The organism is Candidatus Foliamicus sp. (genome assembly GCF_965221325.1).
Classification (GTDB): Bacteria; Pseudomonadota; Gammaproteobacteria; order Steroidobacterales; family Foliamicaceae; genus Foliamicus.
Genome location: NZ_OZ244880.1, coordinates 1,078,599 through 1,099,946, shown reverse-complemented (window position 1 = coordinate 1,099,946; position 21,348 = coordinate 1,078,599). Strand labels below are relative to the sequence as shown.

Annotated in this window: 20 protein-coding genes and 1 tRNA gene; 3 read left to right on the top strand and 18 right to left on the bottom strand. The window is 64.3% G+C overall.

The window, feature by feature from the left end; translation table 11 throughout:
- Positions 1 to 61 precede the first annotated feature (61 nt).
- From ACWCOO_RS04990 to ACWCOO_RS04980, 3 genes are read right to left on the bottom strand one after another with little or no spacing between them, the layout of a single operon-like run.
- Positions 62 to 2,101, bottom strand: coding sequence for a S41 family peptidase (locus ACWCOO_RS04990; protein ID WP_446831854.1), 2,040 nt, complete (start codon positions 2,099 to 2,101; stop codon positions 62 to 64).
- A 48-nt stretch (positions 2,102 to 2,149) separates the two neighbouring features.
- Positions 2,150 to 3,199: a class I SAM-dependent methyltransferase gene (locus ACWCOO_RS04985; protein WP_446831853.1), complete on the bottom strand. Its 1,050-nt coding sequence runs from the start codon at positions 3,197 to 3,199 to the stop codon at positions 2,150 to 2,152.
- A gap of 15 nt (positions 3,200 to 3,214) precedes the next feature.
- On the bottom strand, positions 3,215 to 3,493 hold the full coding sequence (locus ACWCOO_RS04980; protein WP_446831852.1) for a hypothetical protein: 279 nt from the start codon (positions 3,491 to 3,493) through the stop codon (positions 3,215 to 3,217).
- Between the two features lie 172 nt (positions 3,494 to 3,665).
- On the opposite strand from ACWCOO_RS04980, the gene ACWCOO_RS04975 reads away from it, so the two are divergent.
- The 3 genes from ACWCOO_RS04975 to ACWCOO_RS04965 all read left to right on the top strand — a co-directional run bounded on the left by ACWCOO_RS04975 (position 3,666) and on the right by ACWCOO_RS04965 (position 6,105).
- Entirely contained in the window at positions 3,666 to 4,010 is a 345-nt protein-coding gene (locus tag ACWCOO_RS04975; RefSeq protein WP_446831851.1) for a hypothetical protein, read from the top strand.
- A gap of 12 nt (positions 4,011 to 4,022) precedes the next feature.
- The gene (locus ACWCOO_RS04970; protein WP_446831850.1) at positions 4,023 to 5,228 is read left to right on the top strand and encodes a class I SAM-dependent methyltransferase; all 1,206 of its coding nucleotides are present in this window, start codon (positions 4,023 to 4,025) and stop codon (positions 5,226 to 5,228) included.
- A gap of 61 nt (positions 5,229 to 5,289) precedes the next feature.
- Positions 5,290 to 6,105 (top strand): alpha/beta hydrolase, encoded by an 816-nt coding sequence (locus ACWCOO_RS04965; protein ID WP_446831849.1) that lies wholly within the window; start codon positions 5,290 to 5,292, stop codon positions 6,103 to 6,105.
- A 16-nt stretch (positions 6,106 to 6,121) separates the two neighbouring features.
- Here ACWCOO_RS04965 and ACWCOO_RS04960 read toward each other — a convergent pair.
- From ACWCOO_RS04960 to ACWCOO_RS04890, 15 genes are all read right to left on the bottom strand, one after another.
- Positions 6,122 to 6,194 (bottom strand) — tRNA-Lys (locus ACWCOO_RS04960).
- Positions 6,195 to 6,267: 73 nt separating this feature from the next.
- Complete coding sequence (ybgF, locus tag ACWCOO_RS04955; protein WP_446831848.1) at positions 6,268 to 7,101, bottom strand: tol-pal system protein YbgF; 834 nt, start codon at positions 7,099 to 7,101, stop codon at positions 6,268 to 6,270.
- A complete protein-coding gene (gene pal, locus ACWCOO_RS04950) occupies positions 7,094 to 7,681 on the bottom strand; it encodes a peptidoglycan-associated lipoprotein Pal (protein ID WP_446831847.1) in 588 nt (195 codons plus the stop codon). Before pal ends, ybgF begins: the two co-directional genes overlap by 8 nt.
- Before the next feature lie 52 nt (positions 7,682 to 7,733).
- A complete protein-coding gene (tolB, locus tag ACWCOO_RS04945; RefSeq protein WP_446831846.1) occupies positions 7,734 to 9,122 on the bottom strand; it encodes a Tol-Pal system beta propeller repeat protein TolB in 1,389 nt (462 codons plus the stop codon).
- Positions 9,119 to 10,123 (bottom strand): TonB C-terminal domain-containing protein, encoded by a 1,005-nt coding sequence (locus ACWCOO_RS04940; protein ID WP_446831845.1) that lies wholly within the window; start codon positions 10,121 to 10,123, stop codon positions 9,119 to 9,121. The genes tolB and ACWCOO_RS04940 overlap by 4 nt, the downstream gene beginning before the upstream one ends.
- A complete protein-coding gene (gene tolR / locus ACWCOO_RS04935) occupies positions 10,123 to 10,548 on the bottom strand; it encodes a protein TolR (protein WP_446831844.1) in 426 nt (141 codons plus the stop codon). The genes ACWCOO_RS04940 and tolR overlap by 1 nt, the downstream gene beginning before the upstream one ends.
- Positions 10,545 to 11,246, bottom strand: coding sequence for a protein TolQ (gene tolQ / locus ACWCOO_RS04930; RefSeq protein ID WP_446831843.1), 702 nt, complete (start codon positions 11,244 to 11,246; stop codon positions 10,545 to 10,547). The genes tolR and tolQ overlap by 4 nt, the downstream gene beginning before the upstream one ends.
- Positions 11,243 to 12,328, bottom strand: coding sequence for a Holliday junction branch migration DNA helicase RuvB (gene ruvB, locus ACWCOO_RS04925; protein ID WP_446832001.1), 1,086 nt, complete (start codon positions 12,326 to 12,328; stop codon positions 11,243 to 11,245). The genes tolQ and ruvB overlap by 4 nt, the downstream gene beginning before the upstream one ends.
- The gene (gene ruvA, locus ACWCOO_RS04920; RefSeq protein WP_446831842.1) at positions 12,328 to 12,900 is read right to left on the bottom strand and encodes a Holliday junction branch migration protein RuvA; all 573 of its coding nucleotides are present in this window, start codon (positions 12,898 to 12,900) and stop codon (positions 12,328 to 12,330) included. Before ruvA ends, ruvB begins: the two co-directional genes overlap by 1 nt.
- Positions 12,897 to 13,430: a crossover junction endodeoxyribonuclease RuvC gene (gene ruvC / locus ACWCOO_RS04915; RefSeq protein WP_446831841.1), complete on the bottom strand. Its 534-nt coding sequence runs from the start codon at positions 13,428 to 13,430 to the stop codon at positions 12,897 to 12,899. The genes ruvA and ruvC overlap by 4 nt, the downstream gene beginning before the upstream one ends.
- 4 nt (positions 13,431 to 13,434) lie before the next feature.
- Positions 13,435 to 14,175 (bottom strand): YebC/PmpR family DNA-binding transcriptional regulator, encoded by a 741-nt coding sequence (locus tag ACWCOO_RS04910; protein ID WP_446831840.1) that lies wholly within the window; start codon positions 14,173 to 14,175, stop codon positions 13,435 to 13,437.
- Between the two features lie 31 nt (positions 14,176 to 14,206).
- Positions 14,207 to 15,634 carry a dihydrolipoyl dehydrogenase gene (gene lpdA, locus ACWCOO_RS04905; RefSeq protein ID WP_446831839.1) on the bottom strand — a complete coding sequence of 476 codons (1,428 nt, stop codon included), beginning with the start codon at positions 15,632 to 15,634 and terminating at the stop codon, positions 14,207 to 14,209.
- A 16-nt stretch (positions 15,635 to 15,650) separates the two neighbouring features.
- Positions 15,651 to 16,919, bottom strand: a complete 1,269-nt coding sequence (gene odhB, locus ACWCOO_RS04900; protein WP_446831838.1) for a 2-oxoglutarate dehydrogenase complex dihydrolipoyllysine-residue succinyltransferase — start codon at positions 16,917 to 16,919, stop codon at positions 15,651 to 15,653.
- Positions 16,916 to 19,726, bottom strand: a complete 2,811-nt coding sequence (locus ACWCOO_RS04895; protein ID WP_446831837.1) for a 2-oxoglutarate dehydrogenase E1 component — start codon at positions 19,724 to 19,726, stop codon at positions 16,916 to 16,918. Before ACWCOO_RS04895 ends, odhB begins: the two co-directional genes overlap by 4 nt.
- 248 nt (positions 19,727 to 19,974) lie before the next feature.
- Positions 19,975 to 21,324: an MFS transporter gene (locus ACWCOO_RS04890; protein WP_446831836.1), complete on the bottom strand. Its 1,350-nt coding sequence runs from the start codon at positions 21,322 to 21,324 to the stop codon at positions 19,975 to 19,977.
- Positions 21,325 to 21,348 lie beyond the last annotated feature (24 nt).

Below are 21,348 nucleotides of genomic sequence, written 5' to 3'. Positions count from 1 at the left end.
GCTGCCGGCGGCGCTGATCCTCATTCCGGGGGACGCAGCGCGGACGCTGCGATTTGCCGCGCTAATGCCCGAGGAACTGCCTGACGGGATCCTGCAGCGTCGGCACATGGATGACGGCGCCCGGGGGCGGACTCATGCGCGTTGAGGCGGACGCACCGCAACTACCCGTCTCGATATAGCGCAAGGCTGCAGCGAGCCGCGCCTCCTCGGGATCGCCGAGTGGACGGCTCAGGTCATCTTCCACCTGGCAGCCTTCGGTCACCGGAATGCCGTCGTAGTAGTCCTCATATCCCTCGGCATTGACGGTCGCGAAGGACACGGGCCATAGATAGCCAAGGAACGAATCGGCACTGTTGTCCTCTGCACGGCAAAATCCGAACCCGTATTGGCCCACGGGTTTGCCGAAAGTACGATCTCCCACCAGGGACACGTTTTCATAAGGCTGCAAGGCCGTAATGAGCAGTTCGCTGGCGGACGCAGACGAAGGCCCGGTAATGAACACGACGTTTTCCAGGTTCGGAAGTGCCGACTCGTTCTCGCAGCGCGCGCGAAGCTCGGGCGTGGAGTAGGCCGCGCATCCGAAGTACGCCGTCTGGTCAAACCCCCGGGCGCTGATGCGCTCGTTGTGAACTCGGCGGCTCAGCACGTTCTGCTGCCCCTTGAACAGTTCGGGACCCCCGATGAGGGTCGCCAGGCCTTCGGCGATCGGTACAGCGCCGCCGCCGTTGTAACGGAGATCCACGACCAGGTTACGCACTCCGGCGCGCCTGAACTCGGCGAATTCCTGCAGAAGGCGAAAACTGGCGTCGCCGAAAAAGGTCCGAAAATGCAGGTAGCCCACACTTCCCGCCGCTGAATCGAACACGGACACGCTTTGCTCCGGAACCGTCGGCACATCGACCAAGTCCTTGGCCATGGTTATGGTCCGGCGTTCACCCGATTGCTTCTCGACCTCCAGGCGCACCTCGAAACCTTCTTCGGGCGGGCCGAGTTCCGCGTCCACCTGCGCCAGGGTAAGACTGTCAACGGCCTTGCCGTTCACCTCGACAATGCGATCGCCGCGTTCCAGACCGGCCAAACCCGCCGGAGCGTTTGCGTAAACGTCAGCGATTTCGAGATACAAAGGATTCTGGCTCAGATCCACTACCACCCGCATGCGGAAGCCGAAAACGTAAGCCTGCCCGGCAAGAAGCATGTCCGTTCGTCTTGAAGTGAGCCAAAACGTGAAGTTCCGGTCGTGAGTATCCGGCTTCCAGCGAAGATTGTCGAGCAGCCGGTCGAGGTTATCGTAAACGCTGATGATCAGGTTGTCGTAGCGCTCCTGTTGCTCGGGCTCGTCATTGAAGTAGTACCAGGTCTCCATGGTGTCCAGAACTTCCGCCCGACCCTCCGCGTAGGAGCAAGCCGCGCTCGCGAACCATGACTGGCTCAGGCTCAAGGCCAAAGGTGAATTCTCCGCCCCCGGCGCCGTCACGGTCACTTCCAACTCGCGGTCGTCGCCACCATTCAAGTTGTAGCGCACGACAACTTCGCCGCTGTCCGTACCCTCTTCGCCGCTCTCGATATAGGCCCAGTCCGCGTCATCCGGCAAACTGGCGCTCCATTGCATTGCTCCATAGCCGGCGTTGCGCACCTGCAAGGCCACGCTTCCGCCCTCGCCGTCGAGTTCGCTGCGCGCCGCCGAGACCTCGAGAACTGGCGGCGCTTCCGCCTGCCGCACCGTAACGGTCGTCGATCCCGCATCAGCGGCCGACACGGTAAGCGCGAATTCCCGCGCCGCGCCGGCATTGGCGCGCACTTCGATCTCAATGTTTCCGGCGTCGGTGCCGGTGGTTCCGCTCGCTATGCGCGCCCAATCCACGCTGTCGGGGATGGAGGCGCTCCAGTTCAGCGTGCCCCCGCCCCCGTTGGAGACATTCACCGACACTGTTTCGCCCGCTGCCCCCACATCAAGACTGGAATCCGAAACGTTGATGCTCGGCGGCGCCGGCGGAGGACCGTCGGAACCGGAACCCCCGCAAGCGGCGAGTAAGGAAGCCGCTGCTGCCGCGAGGATGCCGCTCCGGAATGAACAGGAACGCAAGCAGCCGATTGGTCGCATAATCACTGATCTCCTAGGCGCAAAAACGCTTGCGGCGACATGCACGCGTCAGGCCGGCTTGTGGCAATGCCAGGTTTTCACCACCAGGAACTGGCGCGGCCCGGGCGTGATCTCGAAGCCTGCCGACCGCAGCGCGCCTTCGAAGTCGCCTTCCATGAGCTCGATCGACCAGCGCTCGCCGTTATCGCGGTGGTCGTGCTCGAACATGTAGCGGGTTTCCGGCGGCATGGGATCGCCGGCGGGAAAATCGTAGATGTTCAGCACACCGCCGGGCCGCAGGATGCGGTACATCTCGCGAATTACCGCTTGGGTTACCCGGAACGGAATCTCGTGAAACAGGATGTAGCTGTTCACCAGATCGAACCAGCCGTCCTCGAATCCGGTGGCCTCCCCGGCCGCCTGCTTGAAATAGACCGGCAAGCCCATGCGCTGCGCCCTGCGGTGCGCGTAGCGCAGCAGGGGTTCGGACGGATCCAGACCCCATACCTCTGCCTCGGGATAACGCTGCTTCAGCGCGGTGGCGCATTGACCGACGCCGGTGGCGAGATCGAGTGCGCGCTGCACCTTGCCGCTTGAAGGCTCTTGGCCGCAGGCCACCAGCCCGCTGTGGATCGCATCGCCTTCGTTCATGCCCATGTAAAAAGCTTGCGTACCGTGGTGATACAGCTCCCCGGCCAGCGCTTCGCCTACATAGCCGCCCGGCTGCAAATGAAAATCGAACTTCACGTAATCCGGGGTTTCGAACTCCGGGTCGAGCAGTAGATGCGAATCGTCGGCGCTGGACAGCAACTCATGCTCCAGCCGCTCCCGATCCGCTTCGAGGGCGCGAAATGCCGAATCCCAGGTCATTTCCTGAACGCTGCGTAGCATGCGGTTGCGAATCTGCACATGCGGCAGCGGCTCCACGACACGGCAGATCTCGTCAACGTCATCCGCCGACACGCCCGCGTCCTTGAGCGCCGCACTGGCTTCCAGCCGCGACTTGGAGCTTATGCCGCCGGCGGTAATCAGGGTGCGCAAGCTCTGACAGAACCCGAGGCGCGCCTCGGCGTCCAGGGAGGGAAGGCGGTTCAGGCCGCCAAACTGTCCACGATCCATACGTTACATTCGCTCCTAGGGTTCGGGCGGAGCCTCATGCTCTTCGCCGCCGCGGGCGAAACCGGCATACAAGCGCCGCACAAAAGCATCCCGCTGGGCTGATTCTTCCGCCAGCTCTTCAGCCGACGGCATCCGCAACTCCACGGCATTTTCAGACAATGCGCCGGCCTCGGCCAGCGCTTTCTCAAGCACCGCCAAGCGGCGGCGGGTGGTCCATAATTCGCTGCCGAGCTGCAGCACCGTTTCCAGAAGATGGTCCAGTACGGGGTGCTCGAAATATTGCGGATCGCTCATCGGCTGCATGCGATTTCCTGATAGTGGACAAAGCCTACCCATACGCGGCTGGACGGTCAACAACAGCGCGCGGACGCGACCTGCCCTGCTGCGCGGCGCCTATGCCTGAAACAAGTGTTACTCTATGCAGGAGTATGCCTTGGCGTACTGGGCGGTTCAGAGGAGAAATACCATGAGCGAAAAAGTCGAACAGGGGCGCAGCAAGGCCGCACCCTTCATTGCGGCGGATACGGACGCCGCCGTTTTCCTGGGTAATCCGCACATCGACAACCTGATGTCGGTTGTGCTCGCGCTGGGCGCCGAAATCTGGGCCGACCGGCAGCGCATGCGGGTGGCTGAACGCCTCCTGGAAACCGAAGGCAAGGTCACCTCCGCGATGATCGAGGCCTATGTGCCGACGGATGCCGAGAAGGAGGCCTGGGAAGCGGAACGCGTGGCGATGGTCGAGCGCGTTTACAGCGTCCTTTCGCGCGACACGTCGAACGCCCGTCCGTTCGGCGAAGAACGCCAGTTCTAGGAGGAATTAAAGATGATCAACAGACGATCCGTGATGGGTTTGTTCGCCGGCATGGCGTCGCTGATGGCGGCGCCCTCGGCGAGCCGTGCCGCGCGCGCCGAACTGCCGCCACCGCCGAAGAACCCGGCCAATGTCCCGGGCACCCTGGCGCCCCGAGGCCGCAACGGACGCATGGAGCGGTTGGCGGAACTCGACCTGGAAAGCAGAATGGATTTCCTGATGTCGGCGCGCACCTTCGCCAACCAGACATTAAGCCAAGCCGCCGGACGGCGCGCCGGCGACATTCTGGCCAGCAAAGGCATTTCCCCAGACGCCGAACTACCGATACAGGAAGCCGTCGCGTTGCTCGAAGACGATCCCGTGATCGGAGCCAGAACCCGAACCTGGATGTCGGTGCAGCAGTTGTCATGGAACAACATCAAGACCGAATGCGAGGACAACGCGGATGCCTACCTGCGCGAAATGGAGGCGGTGGACAACCGCGGGCCGGGAACCCTTGAGTTGAACCCGGACCTGGAGATGCCGGATTACACGCGCCACGAGATTCACATCCAGCCGGGCGGCTACGTGGGTAACGACTTTGCCGGCCACATGTACGACTACGGCACCAACGGCTTCTACACCGGCCGCAACGACCAGGACGCCCTGCACATGACGGCAGCTTTTGGGCTGCCGACGCCGGCGGACGGAAAGGTCAGGCGCATACTGGACATCGGCACCGGCATCGGTCAGTTGGCCATGGCGTTGAAGGAGCGGTTCCCGGACGCGGAAGTCTGGGGTATCGACGTGGGCGGCCCGATGGTGCGCTACGGGCACCTGCGCGCCGTGGAAAGGGGCCTGGACGTCAATTTCGCCCAACGCCTGGCCGAAGACACCCGCTTCCCCGACAACTACTTCGACCTGGTGAGCAGCTACATCATGTTTCACGAGGTGTCGCCGCAAGGCACCAAGGACATCGTGAATGAGGCGTTCCGCATCACGCGGCCGGGCGGAATCTTCTACCCCATTGACTTCAATCTGAAGAATCCGCGTCCGCGCACTGCATACAGTCAGTACCGGCGCTGGTGGGATCACCGCTGGAACAACGAGGTATGGACGATCAAGTATCGCAGCAACGGACTGCCGGACCTGATTCGCGCTGCGGGATTCGACCTCAACGAGGAAGGGCCGGTCGCGCTGCCGCGTTTCGGTGTGCTGAACGCTACCAAGCCCGCATAGCCCATGGGTCGAGCGCTTGCGCCGTCAGGCCCGCAGCGGTGATTCGGATCAGGCGACGGCGATGGTAACGCGCCGTCAGGCGCTGGCCGGCGGTGCAGCGGCACTGGTCGGTTCGGCTGCGGCTCCGCGTGTGCGCGCCGAGGCCGGATCGCGCACCTTTGTTCTCATACACGGCACCTGGCTGGGGGGCTGGAGCTGGAAGCCGGTGCGCCGCATTCTGGAACGGGAAGGACACGATGTCTATGCGCCGTCCCTCACCGGCTGCGGCGATCGGGCGCACTTGATGAGCCCCGACATCGGCCTTGATACCCACATTCAGGATGTGGTCAACATCATCGACAGCGAAGACCTCGACGATGTCATTCTTGTGGGGCACTCATTCGCCGGCATGGTCATCACCGGCGTGGCCGACCGCAGGCGGGACCGAATTCGGCGCATCGTGTTTTTCGACGCGCTGGTTCCCAGGGAAGGCCGCATGAGCGGAACCGGACGCGGGCCGGACGGCGAAATCTCCGACTACTTCAAGAAGCGCATGGAGAAATTCGTGGACGGCTACCAGATGGACTACTTCGACTCCTACCCGCTCGAAATGCTGGTTCCTGATTCCGAAACGGAACTACAGGCGCTGCTCAAGAAGAAGATTACGCTACACCCGATGCGCGGCTGGACCGACGAACTCGAATTACGTAACGGCGGCTGGGAGGGCCTGCCACGCACCTACATTCACTGCGTGGGCCAGGAATTCTCTATGACCAGCGATGCCATGGTAGGTCCGGCCCGCGAACCCGGCTGGCAATTCATCGAACTGGACATCCCGCGCGCGGGCATGCTGACCCACCCTGCCCTCGTCGCACAAACCTTCTCGCGGCTCGCCTGAAGCACTCCTTCGCAAGTGGGTCGTGCAGGGATCGAACCTGCGACCTACTGGTTAAAAGCCAGCTGCTCTACCAACTGAGCTAACGACCCGTGGCGCGCCATTGTAGCCGTTATGCGCGCTGCCGCCGGCCCTCAGGACCCGACTCTGGCCGATACGCACAGACTACCGGGAGCGGGCCTCGATCTGTGCCAGACGCAAGGTAGCCAGACTGGCGGCATCGGCGCCGGCGAATTCCTGACGCACTCGCTCCAGCGTCAGCATGGCGGCGGCTGTGTCGCCCAGTTCATCCTGGGTATAGCCCAGCTTGAGCAGGGCATCGGCCACCTTGTTCGAATCGGGAAAGTCGCTCGCCACGCGCGCGAATTCCGCGCCTGCCTCTTCGTAGCGGCCCTGCACATAGTGCGCCTCTCCCAACCAATAGCGCGCATTGGGCGCCAGCGAACTATCTACTGCCGACTCGAGGAATCGAATAAATTCCGCCGCCGCCTCCTCGTACTGTCCCTCGCCCAGCAAGGCACGCGCGCGCTGGTAATTCTCCTGGCTTCCGGCCGCGATTACCCCTTGCCCTTCGCCTGCCGGCTGCGGCTGCGGTTCGGCCACGGACCCTGAGCCCGCAACTGAAGCATCACCGGACACTGCGCTGGGCGCGTCCGCTTGCATGACGTCCACCGGCATTCTAGGCATGGACTCCAAGGCCGTCAGGCGTTCCTCCAGCGCCGCAAACTGGCTGCGGCGCAACTCGGCGTTGCGGCGCAGGTCCTCGTCGAGACGCTCCACGAGGTCACGCAAAGCCTGTATCTCGCGCCGCAGGTCATCCTGGGCGTTGATCAGCGCCACCACGTTGTCCGCGCGAATCTGACGCTCCAGAGTGCCCACGCGCGTTTCCAGCTCCTGCAGCACTTCGCGGTCGCGCCGCCGCTGCGCATCGGCTGGGGCCGCCAGCGTCACGCACAGCGCCAAGGTCATCGCCAAGGCCGGCCAATTGCTTTTACTCATAGATCAGCTCCACGCGGCGATTCTTGGACCAGGCCGCTTCGTTGGCTGCGTCCTCCGCCGGGCGCTCCTCGCCGAAGCTCAGGGAGGTCCACTGATCGTCATCCGCGCCCAGCGCGTTCAGAACCTGCGCCACGGAGTTCGCGCGCCGCGAACCCAGCGCCAGGTTGTATTCGGGCGTACCGCGCTCGTCGGCGTGGCCTTCCAGCCGCAGCCTGCCCTGAGGATTCGCAGCCAGCCATGCGCCGTGGGCCAGCAGGATTTCGCTGTATTCTTCGCGTATTGCGCTGCGGTCATAGTCGAAGTAGATCACCAGCGTACCTTGAGGTCCGCCGAGCCACTCTCCGGACGCGCCACGACCCGGCTCGGCCGGCATCTGCATGTCGCTCTGGCCGACCTGTGTTCCGGTGGCGGTGGCAGCGCTACCAGCCCCGGCTGCGGAGGCGCCCGGCGCCGTTGCGCCTGACGAACCGCCCTGGACACCGGACGGCGCTGTGGAGACGCCGTCCGACGTCCCGCATGCGGCCAGCACAGAAGCCAGCAAGACTGCAGCGAAAGCATTTGTGTTACCGAGAAATTTCATTACGTTCCCCCTTTAGTGGTTGAAGAAATATCGCGCGCCGTAGCCGCATAGGTTAGCCTGCTTCAAACGGTCCCCAGGCCGGCTCGCGCAACACGCCCTCGGGAGCGCGCAGCAGGCGCGTCACGCCGCTATCGATGAAATGCACACCCAATCCACGGCCTGTCGGCGCGCCGGACCCGAAAATGATTGCTCTGCCATTGGGCGCGAAGCTGGGTGACTCGTCCAGCGGCCCTCCGGTCAACAGGCGCAACGACTCGTCACGCAGATCCAGAAGACCGATACGGAAATTGCCATCCTGCCGATGCACGACGGCCAGTTGGCTGCCGTTCGGCTGCACCCTCGGCCGGGCGTTGTAGTTGCCGGTATAGCTGATCCTGCGCGCGCGCCCGCCGCTGGCGGACACCGCATATACCTGCGGGCCTATGCCCCGGTCGGAAGTGAAATAAACCTCTCCGCCGTCGGCCGAAAAAGCCGGTTCGGTGTCGGTGGCGGGGTGCTGCGTCAAGCGGTGCGGTGCGCTGCCGTCAAACGCATAGACGTAGATGTCGCGGTTGATGCCTTCGCTGGTGCGCGTCACCGCCAGCGTTCCTCCGTCGGGCGACCAGGCGGGAGCGCTGCTTTCCACCTCTTCATCCGACAGACGCCGGCGTTGTCCGGTTTCCACTTCCTGCACGAAAACCGTGGCTCGGCCAGTCTCAAACGACACGTAAGCAAGCCTGGAGCCGTCCGGCGACCAAGCCGGCGACATGATGGACTCGCCGGATCTCAGCACGACGATGGGATTGCGTCCGTCGGCGTCCGCGATCACCAGGCGGAACTCCTCGCGCCCGGGCGTTATCTGCACATAGGCCAACCGGGTGGTGAAGATACCGCGCGCGCCGGTAAGCTCCTCGTACACGACATCGGCGATCCGATGCGATGCGTTCCGAAGGGCCTCGCGAGTGCTCTGCAGGCGGTAGGAAATCATCGAGCGCCCAGAGTAAACGTCTGCCACTTCGATATCGATGGTGAGAGTGTCCCCCGTTCCGCTCACCCGGCCCACCACCACCGCCTCCACATCCAACAGACGCCAGTTGTTCAGACGCATTTCGGCGAACCTGGAAGGCCGCGTAATCATGAATTCGCGTCCAAGCGGCGCGAATTGACCGGTGCGCTCGAGGTCTTCCCCCACGATCCGCGCGATATCCACGGGCAACACCAGCGGCGCCCGCCAATCGAAGGGGACCACGGCGATCGGCATCGCGCGCTGCGTGGAACGGGTAATGACCACGTCCAGTTGCGCAAAACCGAACAGCGGCACAAGCGCGAGCGCGGCGCCAACAAGAGCGAGGCTGCGCGCCCTGATCGAACCGGCCCGGCGAAGGCAGGCAGTCTTTTGCGCGAACGTAGCCCCTGTCGTTCCAGCACAAGCCGCCGTTGCGGGCAGTTCCCGTACGCTCATGCGCCGGACTCCGGCGGCGGCCAGCGCAACCTGATCTGTCGTTCGAACAATTCCGGCACCGGCGGCGCCGGCAGCGGCGAGGAGCGGCGGATTGCCGCCTCTATGGAGCGGCGGTCCGTTTCCGTTCCATTGAATTCCTCGAAGCGAATGGCGCCCACTTCGTTTCCCGGCAGCATATCCAGCAGAACCACCCACACGAGATCTTCGCGTGTGCCAGTGCCGACAGGCCGCGTCCAGTTGCTCTCGATGCGTTGCCGGATACGCGCCTTGTATTGGTCCAAAAGTCCCGATTCGATCGCATCGCGGCGCCGCTCGGCCGCCAGTTCGCGGCGTAGCTGCTCGGCCGCCTCGGCTTCCCGCCGCTTGCGCGCCGCTTCATCCAGCTCGCGCTGCGCCTGCTCGGCCTGCTCGGCAAGCCGGCGCGCTTCTTCCTCGGCCCTAAGGCGCTCCGCCCGCGCTTCCTGGGCCCGTGCTTCCTCCGCCGCACGTTCGCGCTCGATGCGTTCCAGCCGTTGGCGTTCCTGCGCCTGCTGCTGCTGCATTTCACTGAGCTGCCGGCTGGCCTGACTTTGCTGTTCGCCCAACGCGCGCCGAGCTTCCTCGGTCTGGCTGCTGAGAGCACTGAGTTCCTGCTGCTGGCGGCGACTGCGCGCTTCCTGTTCCTCAATTTGCCGGCGCAGGCGGTCGACTTCCTGTTCGCGTTGGATGACGGCGGCCCGCTCCATTTCATCCAGGCGCTGAATCTCCTCTTGCACGGCTTCGTCATCCAACACCACCCCGTCTATCGCGATGGTGCCGAAAGCGGGAACCTCGGGTTCAATCCGCCCGGCGAAACCGACCAGCATGAGCGCCGCGACCAGAATGTGGCCGCTCACCGACAAGGTCCAGGGCTTCAGCAGCGGCAGCGGCGCATTGGCGGGATTGTCCCCGGGCGGCCGCGTATCGCCCTGCCGCCGCTGGCGAGCTGGAGCGCGTCGAGTCGATTCGGCGGGGCGGCTCATCACTCCTCGCTGGGCAAAGGCCGCGTCACCAGCCCGACCTTGTCGGCGCCGGCGCGGGTCAACAAGCCCATCACGGCAACCACGTCGCCATACGGCAACTGCTCGCTGGCGCGCACCAGCACCGGCGTTTCCGGCTTGCGGGTCAGCACAGCGGCGGTGCGGGCCACCACCACGGGCGATTCCAGCGCCTGTTCGGGATCCTCGCCGATGTTCAGGTACATCTGCCCCTGGGCATCGACGGTCAATACCAGCGGCCGGTTATCGCGAATCAGTTCCTGCGGCAGCGGTTCGGCCGCCAGCCGCGGCAGATCCACGCGAATCCCTTGCGTGAGCAGCGGCGCGGTGATCATGAAAATCACCAGCAACACCAGCATCACGTCGATGTAGGGAACCACATTGATATCGTTGACCAGCCGCCGTCTCATTTCGTCGCATCCTCCGAGTGCGCGTGCTCGCGCAGCAGCGTTACGCTTTCCTCGCGATACGCTTGGAACCTCACTTCGAGGTTCCCAAGCCGGCTGGCGAAACGGTTGTAGGCGATGACCGCAGGAATCGCCGCAAACAATCCCATGGCGGTGGCGATCAGCGCCTCGGCGATGCCCGGCGCCACCAGCGACAGCGTGGCCGATTCGACGTTGCCCAGGGCCCGGAACGAATTCATGATGCCCCAAACGGTTCCGAACAGACCCACATAGGGGCTCACGGAGCCGATCGTGGCCAGCCAGGCCAGGCCGCTCTCCAAGCGCTCCATTTCGTTCATCTGCGCCAGGCGCATCTCGCGCCGGCCCACCTCGACCAGCCGTTCGGGGTCAGTCTGACCGCGCGCGGCCTGGCGATGAAACTCCCGCATGCCTGCCTCGAACACCCACGCCATGCCCGAACTGCCGCGCTGTTTGTTGCGCGTGAGCGCAACGAACAGCGATTCCAGGCTGTCGCGCTGCTTGAACGCCTGCTCGAATTCGACCAGGTTGCGTTCGGCTTTGCTCAGCACCACCCGCCGCTGGAGAATGATCACCCACGACAAGATGGAAGCCGCGAGCAGCAGGACCATGATCATCTGCACCAGCAGCGTAGCGCCCGCGATCAGGTCCCAGAAGTCCATGTTGACGGCCACCTCAGTCACTTGCGCGTTTCTCCTTCCGCATGCATTTCTCCTCCGTTGTCCAAGCCTTCCAGTTGTGGATTATCGCCTTGCCGGCCCGGTCTCGTGAGTCCCAGCGCCGCATAGGCGGCAGGACCGGCCACTCGGCCGCGCGGCGTGCGCAAGACAAAGCCGGCGCGCACCAGAAACGGCTCATAGACATCCTCAATCGTGCCACGATCCTCGCCGATGCCGGCCGCCAGCGCTTCCACGCCGGCCGGGCCGCCGCCGAAGCGCTCGATCAACACGCCCAGCAGCCGGCGGTCCATACGGTCGAGGCCGTTGTCGTGGACGTTATAGAGCTCCATCGCGGCTACTGCCGCGGAGCGGTTAACACTGCCTTCGGCGCGCACCTCCGCGAAATCCCGGGCCCGCCGCAGCAGCCGGTTGGCCACGCGCGGCGTCCCGCGCGCCCGCGCGGCGATCTCCGCGGCGCCATTCGGCGTACAGGATATGCCGATAATCTGCGCGGCGCGCAGCACAATGCGCCGCAGTTCGTCTTTGGAATAGAGCTCCAGGCGCTCCTGTATCCCGAAGCGGTCACGCAGCGGCGATGAAAGCAGTCCGGCGCGCGTGGTCGCGCCCACCAGCGTGAACGGCTTGAGTTTCAGCCGCATGGTGTGGGCGGCGGGGCCTTCGCCGATCACGATATCCAGCCGGAAATCCTCCATTGCCGGATACAACAACTCCTGCACCACGGGGTTCAAGCGATGCACCTCGTCGATGAACAGCACGTCACGCGCCTTCAGATTGGTCAGCAGGGCGGCCAAATCGCCCGGCCGTTCCAATACCGGCCCCGACGTATGCCGCAAACCTACGCCGAGTTCGCGCGCGATCACCTGAGCGAGAGTGGTCTTGCCCAGGCCGGGCGGGCCATAGAGCAGCGTGTGGTCCATCGCTTCCTCCCGCCTCACGGCCGCTGCCACACTGATCTCGATGCGCTCCTTGACCTGACGTTGGCCCAGATACTCCTTCATCCGGCGGGGCCGGACCGTGTTTTCCAGTTCGCGTTCGTCAGCGCGCGGATCCGCGGAGAGGATGCGCCCTTCGTCGGTTTCCGTAATCACGACGCGCTCACTCCGCCAAGCGCTTCACGCACCAGTTCCTCCACGCTTCGGTCGGCGGGATCACCCGCCCGCTTCAGTAGCCGCTGGGCTTCAACCGCGCTGTAGCCCAAGCCCATCAGCGCCTTCAGCGCCAGACTTGAGGCACTCTGTTCGGACCCGCCAGGCACCGATTCCAGCCGCCCGCGCAGTTCCACGATCAGGCGGCTGGCGGTCTTGGGACCAATGCCGGGAAGCCGCGTAAGCGCCTTCACGTCGCCGGCCTCCACCTGTTCTGCGAATTCCGCCACGCTGCTTTGCGAGACGATGTTCAGCGCCAGCTTGGGGCCGATGCCGGGAACGCGAATCAATTCCCGAAACCACTCGCGGTCGGCCCGCTTGCAAAAGCCGTAGAGAGCCAGTTCGTCTTCGCGCTGCACCAGCTCGGTGGCGACGCTCACCTCCGTGCCGGTTCCCGAGAGTTCCGAGAAATCGCTGAGCGGCATTTGCAATTCAAAGCCCACGCCTTGCACTTCCAACAGGATCATTGGCGGCCGCACCGCCATCAGCTTACCGCGCAGAGAGCCGATCATGCGGCGGTCGCCCCGCCGGACTCGCGGGCCTGGGCGGCAAATTCGGCCATGCGCCGATGGTGGGCGTGGCAGATGCCCAGCGCCAGACCGTCGGCTTCGTCGGCGCCGAGATCGCCGTCATGCTGCAACAGCCTAGCCACCATCGCGTTCACCTGGTCCTTGCCGGCGCCGCCATAACCGCATACGGCCTGTTTGACTCGCCGCGGCGAGTATTCGGCGGTCTCGGCAACTCCCGCCATCACCAGCGCGCATAGCGCGGCGCCGCGCGCCTGGCCCAGCTTCAGCGCGCTTTGCGCATTCTTGTGCATGAACACCGTTTCCAGGGCCGCTTCCACAACGCAGTAACGGCGCGCGATGTCGCCCAGTTCCTGAAAAATCTGCGTAAGCCGCTGTCCCATCGGCTTGTCCGGGGGCAACACGATGCAGCCGCTGCCGATGTAACGGCTTTCGATGTCCATGCTTTCGATAATCCCCCAGCCGGTGAATCGGGAACCGGGATCGACGCCCATGATCCGGACCGGTTGCGTCATGGTCTTATCCGCTGTCTTCCACGGCCTGCAGGTCGGCGTTGGTCCAAACATCCTGCACGTCGTCGAGGTCCTGAAGGTATTCCAGCAGCTTCAACGCCTGTTCCGAACGCTTGGCGTCGAGCGGCGCGTCCAGCGAAGCGCGCATGGTGACCTCAGCGTTCTCCGGCGGCAGTTCCGCTTCGCGCAAGGCTCCGAGCACATCGGAAAAGTCGCGTGGATCGGCCAGCACTTCGATGCCCCCGTCATCCTCGCTCACGACATCTTCGGCGCCCGCCTCGATCGCCGCCTCGATGAGCGCGGTCTCGTCCGAACCCGGCGGATAAGAAAAAACCGCTACCTCACTGAACAAGTAGGCAACCGCCCCGTCGGCGCCCAAGTTCCCGCCGTAGCGGCTGAAGGCGTGGCGCACCTCGGCCACCGTCCGATTACGGTTATCCGTGAGGCATCGCAGTAATATGGCCGCTCCGCCGGCGCTGTAGCCTTCGTAGGTCACTTCCTCAAGGTCCGCGCCATCGCCGCCACTTTCCGACCGGCTGATGGCCCGGTTGATGTTGTCCTTGGGGAGACTCGCGGCCCGCGCCTTGTCGATGGCCAGCCGCAGAGAGGCGTTAGCGGCCGGGTCGGTTCCACCCAAACGCGCCGCGACCGTGATTTCCCTTGCCAGGCGCGTGAAGAGCTTACCGCGTTTGGCATCCTGCCGGCTCTTGCGGTGCTGGATATTGGCCCACTTGGAGTGCCCCGCCATGGGCCACCCATGATACCAGCATGGAGGCGTTTTAGCGGTTGATCGCGTGGATCGCGCGCTTGTCCACCGACAGCGCGGCTTCGTGCAGGGCTTCGCAGAGCGTCGGATGGCCATGCACGGTGCGCTGCAGGTCCTCCGTGCTGGCCTCGAACTCCATTGCCAGCACCGCCTCCTGGATCAGTTCGCCGGCCATGGGCCCCACGACATGAACGCCAAGAATCGCGTCGCTGTGCGGATCGGAAAGGAATTTCGCCAGACCTGCCGCCTGCGCCATGGCCTTGGCGCGACCGTTGGCGGCCATGTTGAAGGAACCCACCTTGTACGGCTGGCCGGAGTTCTGCAACTCGTCCTCGGTGCTTCCGACCCAGGCAATCTCCGGCGCCGTGTAGATCACCGACGGAATCGCCGCATAGTTCACCTCGGCCGATTTGCCGGCAATGATCTCTGCCACCATCATGCCCTCCTCCGAGCCCTTGTGGGCCAGCATCGGGCCGCGCACAAGGTCGCCGATGGCCCATATGCCGTCCGCGCTGGTGCGGCATTGCTCGTCAACCTCGACATGGCCTTTTTCCGAAAGCACCACTCCGGCGCTTTCGTGGATCAATCCTGCGGTAGCCGGTTTGCGGCCCACCGCCACCACCAGCTTGTCAACGCTGATCTGGTGATCGCCCTCGCGGTCGCTGAACCGCACCTCCACTTGTTTGCCGACCCGGCGGGCGCTTTCCACGCGGGCCCCCAGGCGCGTATCCATGCCCTGGCGCTTGAATTGGCGCTGCGCCTCGCGGGCCACTTGGCTATCGGCCATGAACAGGAAACGATCCATGGCCTCGAGAATCGTGACTTCGGAGCCCAGCCGGTTCCAGACGCTGCCCAGTTCCAAGCCGATCACACCGCCGCCGATCACACCCAGCCGTGGCGGCGCCTGACTGAATTCCAGGGCGCCCTCGGAATCGACAATGAACTCGCCATCGAACGGGGCAATCGGCAGTTCGACAGGGCGCGAACCGGCAGCCAGAACGACATGCTCGGCGTGCAGTAGCCGAGTCTTGTCTTCGCGCCCTGTCACTTCCACCTGGCGCCCGGCCAGCAAGCGCCCCCGCCCCTCGATGGCGGTTACGCCGTTGGCGCGAAACAAGGCGTTGATGCCCGAAGTCAGTTGCCTGACGATGCGCCGCTTGCGATCCTGCATGGCATCAAGGTCGAGCTGAATGTCCGTGATAAGGATGCCGTGCCGCGCGAACTCGGACCGGGAGCGGTGATAAAGCTCCGAGGACTCGAGCAACACCTTTGACGGAATGCAGCCGGCGTTCAGGCAGGTGCCGCCCAGGGCCGGCTGATCCTGCTCGTCGCGCCAGTCGTCCACGCAGGCCACCGACATGCCGAGCTGCGCGGCGCGGATCGCTCCCACGTAGCCGGCGGGGCCTCCGCCAACAAAAATAACATCATATGTATCAGACATTTATATCTTTTCGTGACTATATTTCAAACAATAGGGAGGCCGGTTCTTCAATGGCTTTCTTGACCGCGGCCAGAAACAGTACGGCTTCGCGGCCATCCACGATGCGGTGGTCGTAACTGAGGGCGAGCGTCATCATCGGACGAGCCACGACTTCGCCGTCCACGACCACGGCACGCTGTTCGATGCGGTGCATGCCGAGAATGCCGCTTTGCGGCGGATTCAGTATGGGCGTGGACATCAGCGATCCGAACACGCCCCCGTTGGTGATCGTGAAGGTTCCACCGGTCAGATCGTCCAAGGCGATCGTGCCCTTGCGAGCGCTTTCGGCAAACGCCGCTACCGCTTTTTCGACTGCGGCAAAACCCATCCCGCCGGCGTCGCGCAACACCGGAACCAGCAGCCCACGCTCGGTGGACACCGCCACACCGATGTCGTAGTAGTCGTGATATACGATTTCGTCGCCTTCAACGCTGGCGTTCAGCACCGGATAGCGCTTGAGTGCGGCAACGCTGGCGGCCACGAAGAAGCCCATGAACCCCATGCGCGCGCTGTGCTGCGCCTCGAAAGCCTCGCCGTGGCGGCGGCGCAACTCCAGCACCGCGCTCATATCGGCGTCGTTGAAGGTGGTGAGCATGGCCGCTTCGCGCTGCGACGCCACCATGCGCTCGGCGATCCGGGCGCGCAAGCGGCTCATGGTCTCGCGGCGCTCACCACGGGTTGGCTGCATCCGGGCAGCCGGCGTTTCGACACTTGCGGCCACCTCGGCTTCGGCCGTTTCCGGCTCGTCCACCCGGGACGCCGTTTCCGCGCCCGAAGCGGCGCCGATAACGGCCAGCACGTCGCGCTTCAGCACCCGGCCCTTCCTGCCGCTGCCCCTTATAGCGCTGAGATCAAGGTCGTGCTCCTCGAGCAGCCGCCGAACCGCAGGCGAGACCGAAACAGGCGCCTGTTCCTGGCCGGCCGCCGCTTCGCCCGGCGCTGCCGGGCCGCTCGGCTCCTGGTCAGCCTGGGCAGGCGAAGTTTCGGCAAGGTCGCCGGCCGCGGCTGGCTGAAACACAGCAAGCGGGGTACCGGCGTTCACGACCGTACCGGTCTCGGCGAGAATTTCCGAAAGCAATCCGTCGGCAGGCGCAGGCACTTCCAGCACCACCTTGTCGGTCTCGAGGTCGGCGAGATTTTCGTCCCGCGCCACGGACTCACCAGGCGCCTTGTGCCAAACCAGCACCTTCGCGTCGACGACCGATTCCGGCAACTCCGGCGTCTTCAGTTGGATCGTATTGCTCATGCTCCCCCGCCTCTTCTGTCGCGCTTCAGCACCTGTTCCACGATGGCGTACTGCTGCAGCCGGTGCAACTGCAAGGATCCCGGCGCCGGCGACGCAGCGCCAGCGCGGCCCATGTAAGTCAGGCGCTGCCCGGCGCCCAGCGCACTCTCCAGCAGCGCCCGGATACGGTACCAGGCGCCCTGATTCTTTGGCTCCTCCTGCGCCCATACGATGTCTTCCACGTCGCCATGGCGCTCAAGAAGGACCTGCAGCAGGTCGCCCGGAAACGGATAAAGCTGTTCGATGCGTACCAGAGCCACATCTTTCACGCCGCCTTCGCGGCGCGCTTCGAGAAGGTCGAAATACAGCTTCCCGGTGCATAACACGAGGCGATTCACGCGCTCCAGTTCATCGATTTCGTCGATGAGCGGCTCGAATCGGCCCTCGCTGAGCGCGGCCAGCGGCGAGAAAGAAAGCGGGTTCCTCAGCAAGCTCTTTGGCGTCAGCACGATCAGCGGAACCCGTGCCTGGTTGTGCATCTGCCGGCGCAGGAGATGAAAAATCTGCGCCGGCGTGGAAGGTACGCAGACGCGCATATTGCCTGCCGCGCAGAGCTGCAGGAAGCGTTCCAGACGCGCCGAGGAATGCTCGGGGCCAGCGCCTTCCTGGCCGTGGGGCAGAAACAGCGCAAGGCCCGACATGCGTCCCCATTTGGTGTCGCCGGAAGCGATGAACTGGTCGATCACCACCTGGGCGCCATTGCTGAAGTCGCCGAACTGGCCTTCCCAGATCGTCAGACAATCGGGATCGGTCGTGGAATAGCCATATTCGAATGCCATCACCGCCTCTTCGCTGAGCAGCGAGTCGGTAATGCTGAACGCACCCTGCATGGGGGCCACGTCGTCGAGCGGCGAATACGCGCGCCCACTGTGCTGATCAATAAGGCTGGCATGGCGGTGGAAGAAAGTGCCGCGGCGGCTGTCCTGACCGGTCAGGCGTACCCGAAAACCTTCCTTGAGCAGACTGCCGTAGGCCATCAGTTCGGCAAAGCCCCAATCCATGTCCTGCTCGCCGCGGGCCATGCACAAGCGGTCCGCAACCACCTTCTCGACACGCGGATGCAGCTTGAGGCCGTCGGGCGCGCTTCCCAGGCGCTCGCCCAATTCCGCCGCCCGCTCGGCGGCAATCGCCGTATCCACCGGCGCGTTGGGGTTGGCCGCACGATAAGCGTCCCAGTCCACCGTGAATGCGTTGCCGACCATGCCGATGGCCGCTTCGGGGAGCGGGTCTCCCGCCTCCAGCCGGCGACGGTAATCGGCCTTGCGCGACTTGATTTCCTGTTCGCTAACGACGCCCTCGTCCACCAGTTGCTGCGCATATTGCGCAAGCGTGGTGGGGTGGTTGCGGATCCGCGCGTACATGAGAGGCTGGGTGGCGGCCGGCTCGTCGGCTTCGTTGTGGCCGTGGCGACGGTAGCAGACAAGATCCACAAAGATGTCCTTATGGAAAGTCTGGCGGTATTCGAGAGCCAGCCGCGTGGCAGCCAGGCAAGCTTCCGGCGAATCGCCGTTAACGTGCAGCACCGGCGCCTCGATCAGCTTGGCAACGTCGCTGCAATAGGGCGTGGAGCGGGCGTCCTGCGGATCGCTGGTGGTAAAGCCGATCTGGTTGTTTACGATCAAATGCACGGCGCCGCCGGTGGCGAACGAGCGGGCCTGCGAAAGCTGCAGGGTTTCCGCCACCACGCCCTGCCCTGCCACCGCTGCGTCGCCGTGGATAAGGATCGGAAGGATTTCGTCGCCCTGGCTATCGCGGCGGCGGTCCATGCGCGCGCGCACCGAACCGAGAACCACCGGATTCACGATCTCCAGATGCGATGGATTGAATGCCAGGACCACGTGAACCGTGCCCCCCGGAGTGGTGACGTCGGATGAGAACCCCATGTGGTACTTCACATCGCCGTACGCGCCCGACAGCGGTTCGGCCTCGCCGGCAAACTCGGCGTAGAGGGTTTGCGGGGCCTTGCCCAGCACGTTAACCAGCACGTTGATGCGACCCCGGTGCGCCATGCCGATCACGATTTCCTGCAAGCCCTTGGCGCCGGCCTGCTGGATCAGTTCGTAGAGCATGGGAATGAGGCTGTCCCCGCCTTCCAGGGAGAAGCGTTTCTGGCCTACGTAGCGGGTATGCAGGTAACGCTCCAGGCCTTCGGCGGCAATCAGTTCGCGCAATATGGTCTGCTTGACGGCGGGTGGCGGAGGAGCGCCCAGCATCGCCGTTTCCACCCGGTCACGCAGCCACAAGCGTTCGCGGGCCCGCGAAACGTGCGCCATTTCAACACCGATCGCACCGCAATAGACCTGTTCGAGCCGCTCCCGGATGCGGCGCAGCGGCATGGGCCGGCTGGCTGCGCCTCCGAGCCTGCCGGAATGGAAGACGGTGTCGAGGTCCGCATCGCTGAGCCCCACGTATTCCAGTTTTAGCACCAGAGAGCGCCGATTGGAGTTCAGTTGCAGAGGATCGACGCGCGCGGCGCGATATCCCCGCAGGCGATAGAGCTGCACCAGCCGCACCACCGCGCCCTGCTTGGCGGCGGCCGGCCAAAGCGCGGGCGCGGCACGCCCGTTGCCGGCGGGCGCGGCGGCGCCGCCATTCGGCAAGCGGGTGGGCAAATCACGCCCTGCCTCAATGCTCTCGAACAGATCACGCCAGTGTGGCGCTACGTCGTCAGGATTGGCGCGCCAAGCCGAATGCAGCGCATGCACGTAAGGCGCGTTGCTCGCAAACAGCGGCGATTCCCGGTAAGCGCGTTCAATCCGACCGGCCATTGCGTTTTGCATTGTATAGCGCGTGCAACACGGGTAGTGGACAATAGCCGCCCATGTCGGAACGGGGAATTTCGATCATTGCGCCGGACTGGCCGGACGCCGACGGTCCGGCAGCACCTCGGATACTGCGTGGCCGATAAAGCAGGCCGATCCCGCAACCAGAATCGGCGCGCCAATAAGTGTATCGAACGACTACTGCACCCCGGCAGGTCCGAAAGCAAACGAAGATGTGCCCTGAACATGCGCTATCAGGACGAAGCGCGAACCTCTTTCGCCGACATGCCGGGCGCGCGCAACAGCACCAGCACACTCGCCACCACCACCGTCAGGTTCACGAATCCCATCATCGCGAACGGCGCCTTGCGGCTGATTTCGTCGAACACGATGCCGCCAACATAGCTCGTGCAGAGAATGGCCAGGGCGCCGGTGAGTCCGAACACGCCCACCACCGCGCCACGGCGGGCTTTGGGCGCTTCCTGTCCAAGCAGCGCGCCGCCGGTGATGATGGCGGAGATCTCGCCCACGCCCACCGCCGCGCAAACCAGCAAGGCCGAGTTCATGTAGGGGTCCTTGACCAGCGCCATGCCGAAGTAGGCCACGCTGGCGACCGCAAACGCGATGCAGACCGCCCAAACCCGGTTGATTCGATCCACGAAGCGGCCGATCAGCACCGAGGACAGAACCGCCACCGACTGAATCGCGGCAAACATCACTCCTGCCCGCTTGAGGCCTTCGGCGGTGCTCAGCCCTGCGTCCTTGCCGTCCTGCACGACCCATAGCGAGAGGAATATGCCGATCGCCACCAGATCGCCACGCGAGGCGAACGACGTGAGGTAAGCCAAGGCAATGCGCGGGTTCTTGGCCGCCTCCGAAAAACCCGTGCCCAGATTCCGCAACACCGACCGGCGTGGTTCGCTGGCTGCAACGCGCCCGCCGCGCCAGGTAAGGCGCACCATCAATACAACCATCACGGCGAAAGCCACCATGCACCAGCACGTGTATATCCCGGCGGTTTCGGCGCTCACGCCCTGCCCCACCAGGTATTCCGGCAGCCTGCCGATGGTGAGCGACATCAGCACCATACCTACGCCCGTGCCGATGCTGCTGAAGCCCAGGAACAATCCACGCGAACGGTTTGCCGGCGTATCGGCAACCGAGGCGCCGTACATTACTGGAGCCGTAGCGGCGCCCAGCGCGAACACGGCCCGGAAGCCGTAAATCTGCAGTTCGTTCTGGGCCAGCGGATACAAAAGCAGGCCAAGCGCCACCAGGCTCAGGCCGGTCATCATGATCACGCGCCGGCCAAGGTTGTCGGAAGCGGCGCCCACCACGCCCATCAACGACAGCACCACCACTTCCTGAAGCACTGTCAACTGCCCCGTCAGCCTGCCCTGTTCCTGCGCCGGAATGCGGAATACCTCCTCAAGCAGGTAGGGCATGATCAACCCCATGAAGCCGAGCAGCGGAATTACCGAAAATCCCGCCAGCAACACGCCCAGCGCGTTGCGCGGCCGGTAGCCCTCGGCCAGCGCAACCCAGAGAAACCGCGAGCTTGCGGGGCTCTGCGGGCCTGCAGGATTGGAAGCGGTCGCACTCATGGCCGCGTGGGCTTGCCTTGCAAG

Coding starts and splice junctions, on each gene's coding strand:
- ACWCOO_RS04990 (WP_446831854.1), bottom strand. CDS start 2,101: ATGCGACCAATCGGCTGCTTGCGTTCCTGTTCATTCCGGAGCGGCATC.
- ACWCOO_RS04985 (WP_446831853.1), bottom strand. CDS start 3,199: ATGGATCGTGGACAGTTTGGCGGCCTGAACCGCCTTCCCTCCCTGGAC.
- ACWCOO_RS04980 (WP_446831852.1), bottom strand. CDS start 3,493: ATGAGCGATCCGCAATATTTCGAGCACCCCGTACTGGACCATCTTCTG.
- ACWCOO_RS04975 (WP_446831851.1), top strand. CDS start 3,666: ATGAGCGAAAAAGTCGAACAGGGGCGCAGCAAGGCCGCACCCTTCATT.
- ACWCOO_RS04970 (WP_446831850.1), top strand. CDS start 4,023: ATGATCAACAGACGATCCGTGATGGGTTTGTTCGCCGGCATGGCGTCG.
- ACWCOO_RS04965 (WP_446831849.1), top strand. CDS start 5,290: ATGGTAACGCGCCGTCAGGCGCTGGCCGGCGGTGCAGCGGCACTGGTC.
- ybgF (WP_446831848.1), bottom strand. CDS start 7,101: ATGAGTAAAAGCAATTGGCCGGCCTTGGCGATGACCTTGGCGCTGTGC.
- pal (WP_446831847.1), bottom strand. CDS start 7,681: ATGAAATTTCTCGGTAACACAAATGCTTTCGCTGCAGTCTTGCTGGCT.
- tolB (WP_446831846.1), bottom strand. CDS start 9,122: ATGAGCGTACGGGAACTGCCCGCAACGGCGGCTTGTGCTGGAACGACA.
- ACWCOO_RS04940 (WP_446831845.1), bottom strand. CDS start 10,123: ATGAGCCGCCCCGCCGAATCGACTCGACGCGCTCCAGCTCGCCAGCGG.
- tolR (WP_446831844.1), bottom strand. CDS start 10,548: ATGAGACGGCGGCTGGTCAACGATATCAATGTGGTTCCCTACATCGAC.
- ruvA (WP_446831842.1), bottom strand. CDS start 12,900: ATGATCGGCTCTCTGCGCGGTAAGCTGATGGCGGTGCGGCCGCCAATG.
- ruvC (WP_446831841.1), bottom strand. CDS start 13,430: ATGACGCAACCGGTCCGGATCATGGGCGTCGATCCCGGTTCCCGATTC.
- ACWCOO_RS04910 (WP_446831840.1), bottom strand. CDS start 14,175: ATGGCGGGGCACTCCAAGTGGGCCAATATCCAGCACCGCAAGAGCCGG.
- lpdA (WP_446831839.1), bottom strand. CDS start 15,634: ATGTCTGATACATATGATGTTATTTTTGTTGGCGGAGGCCCCGCCGGC.
- odhB (WP_446831838.1), bottom strand. CDS start 16,919: ATGAGCAATACGATCCAACTGAAGACGCCGGAGTTGCCGGAATCGGTC.
- ACWCOO_RS04895 (WP_446831837.1), bottom strand. CDS start 19,726: ATGGCCGGTCGGATTGAACGCGCTTACCGGGAATCGCCGCTGTTTGCG.
- ACWCOO_RS04890 (WP_446831836.1), bottom strand. CDS start 21,324: ATGAGTGCGACCGCTTCCAATCCTGCAGGCCCGCAGAGCCCCGCAAGC.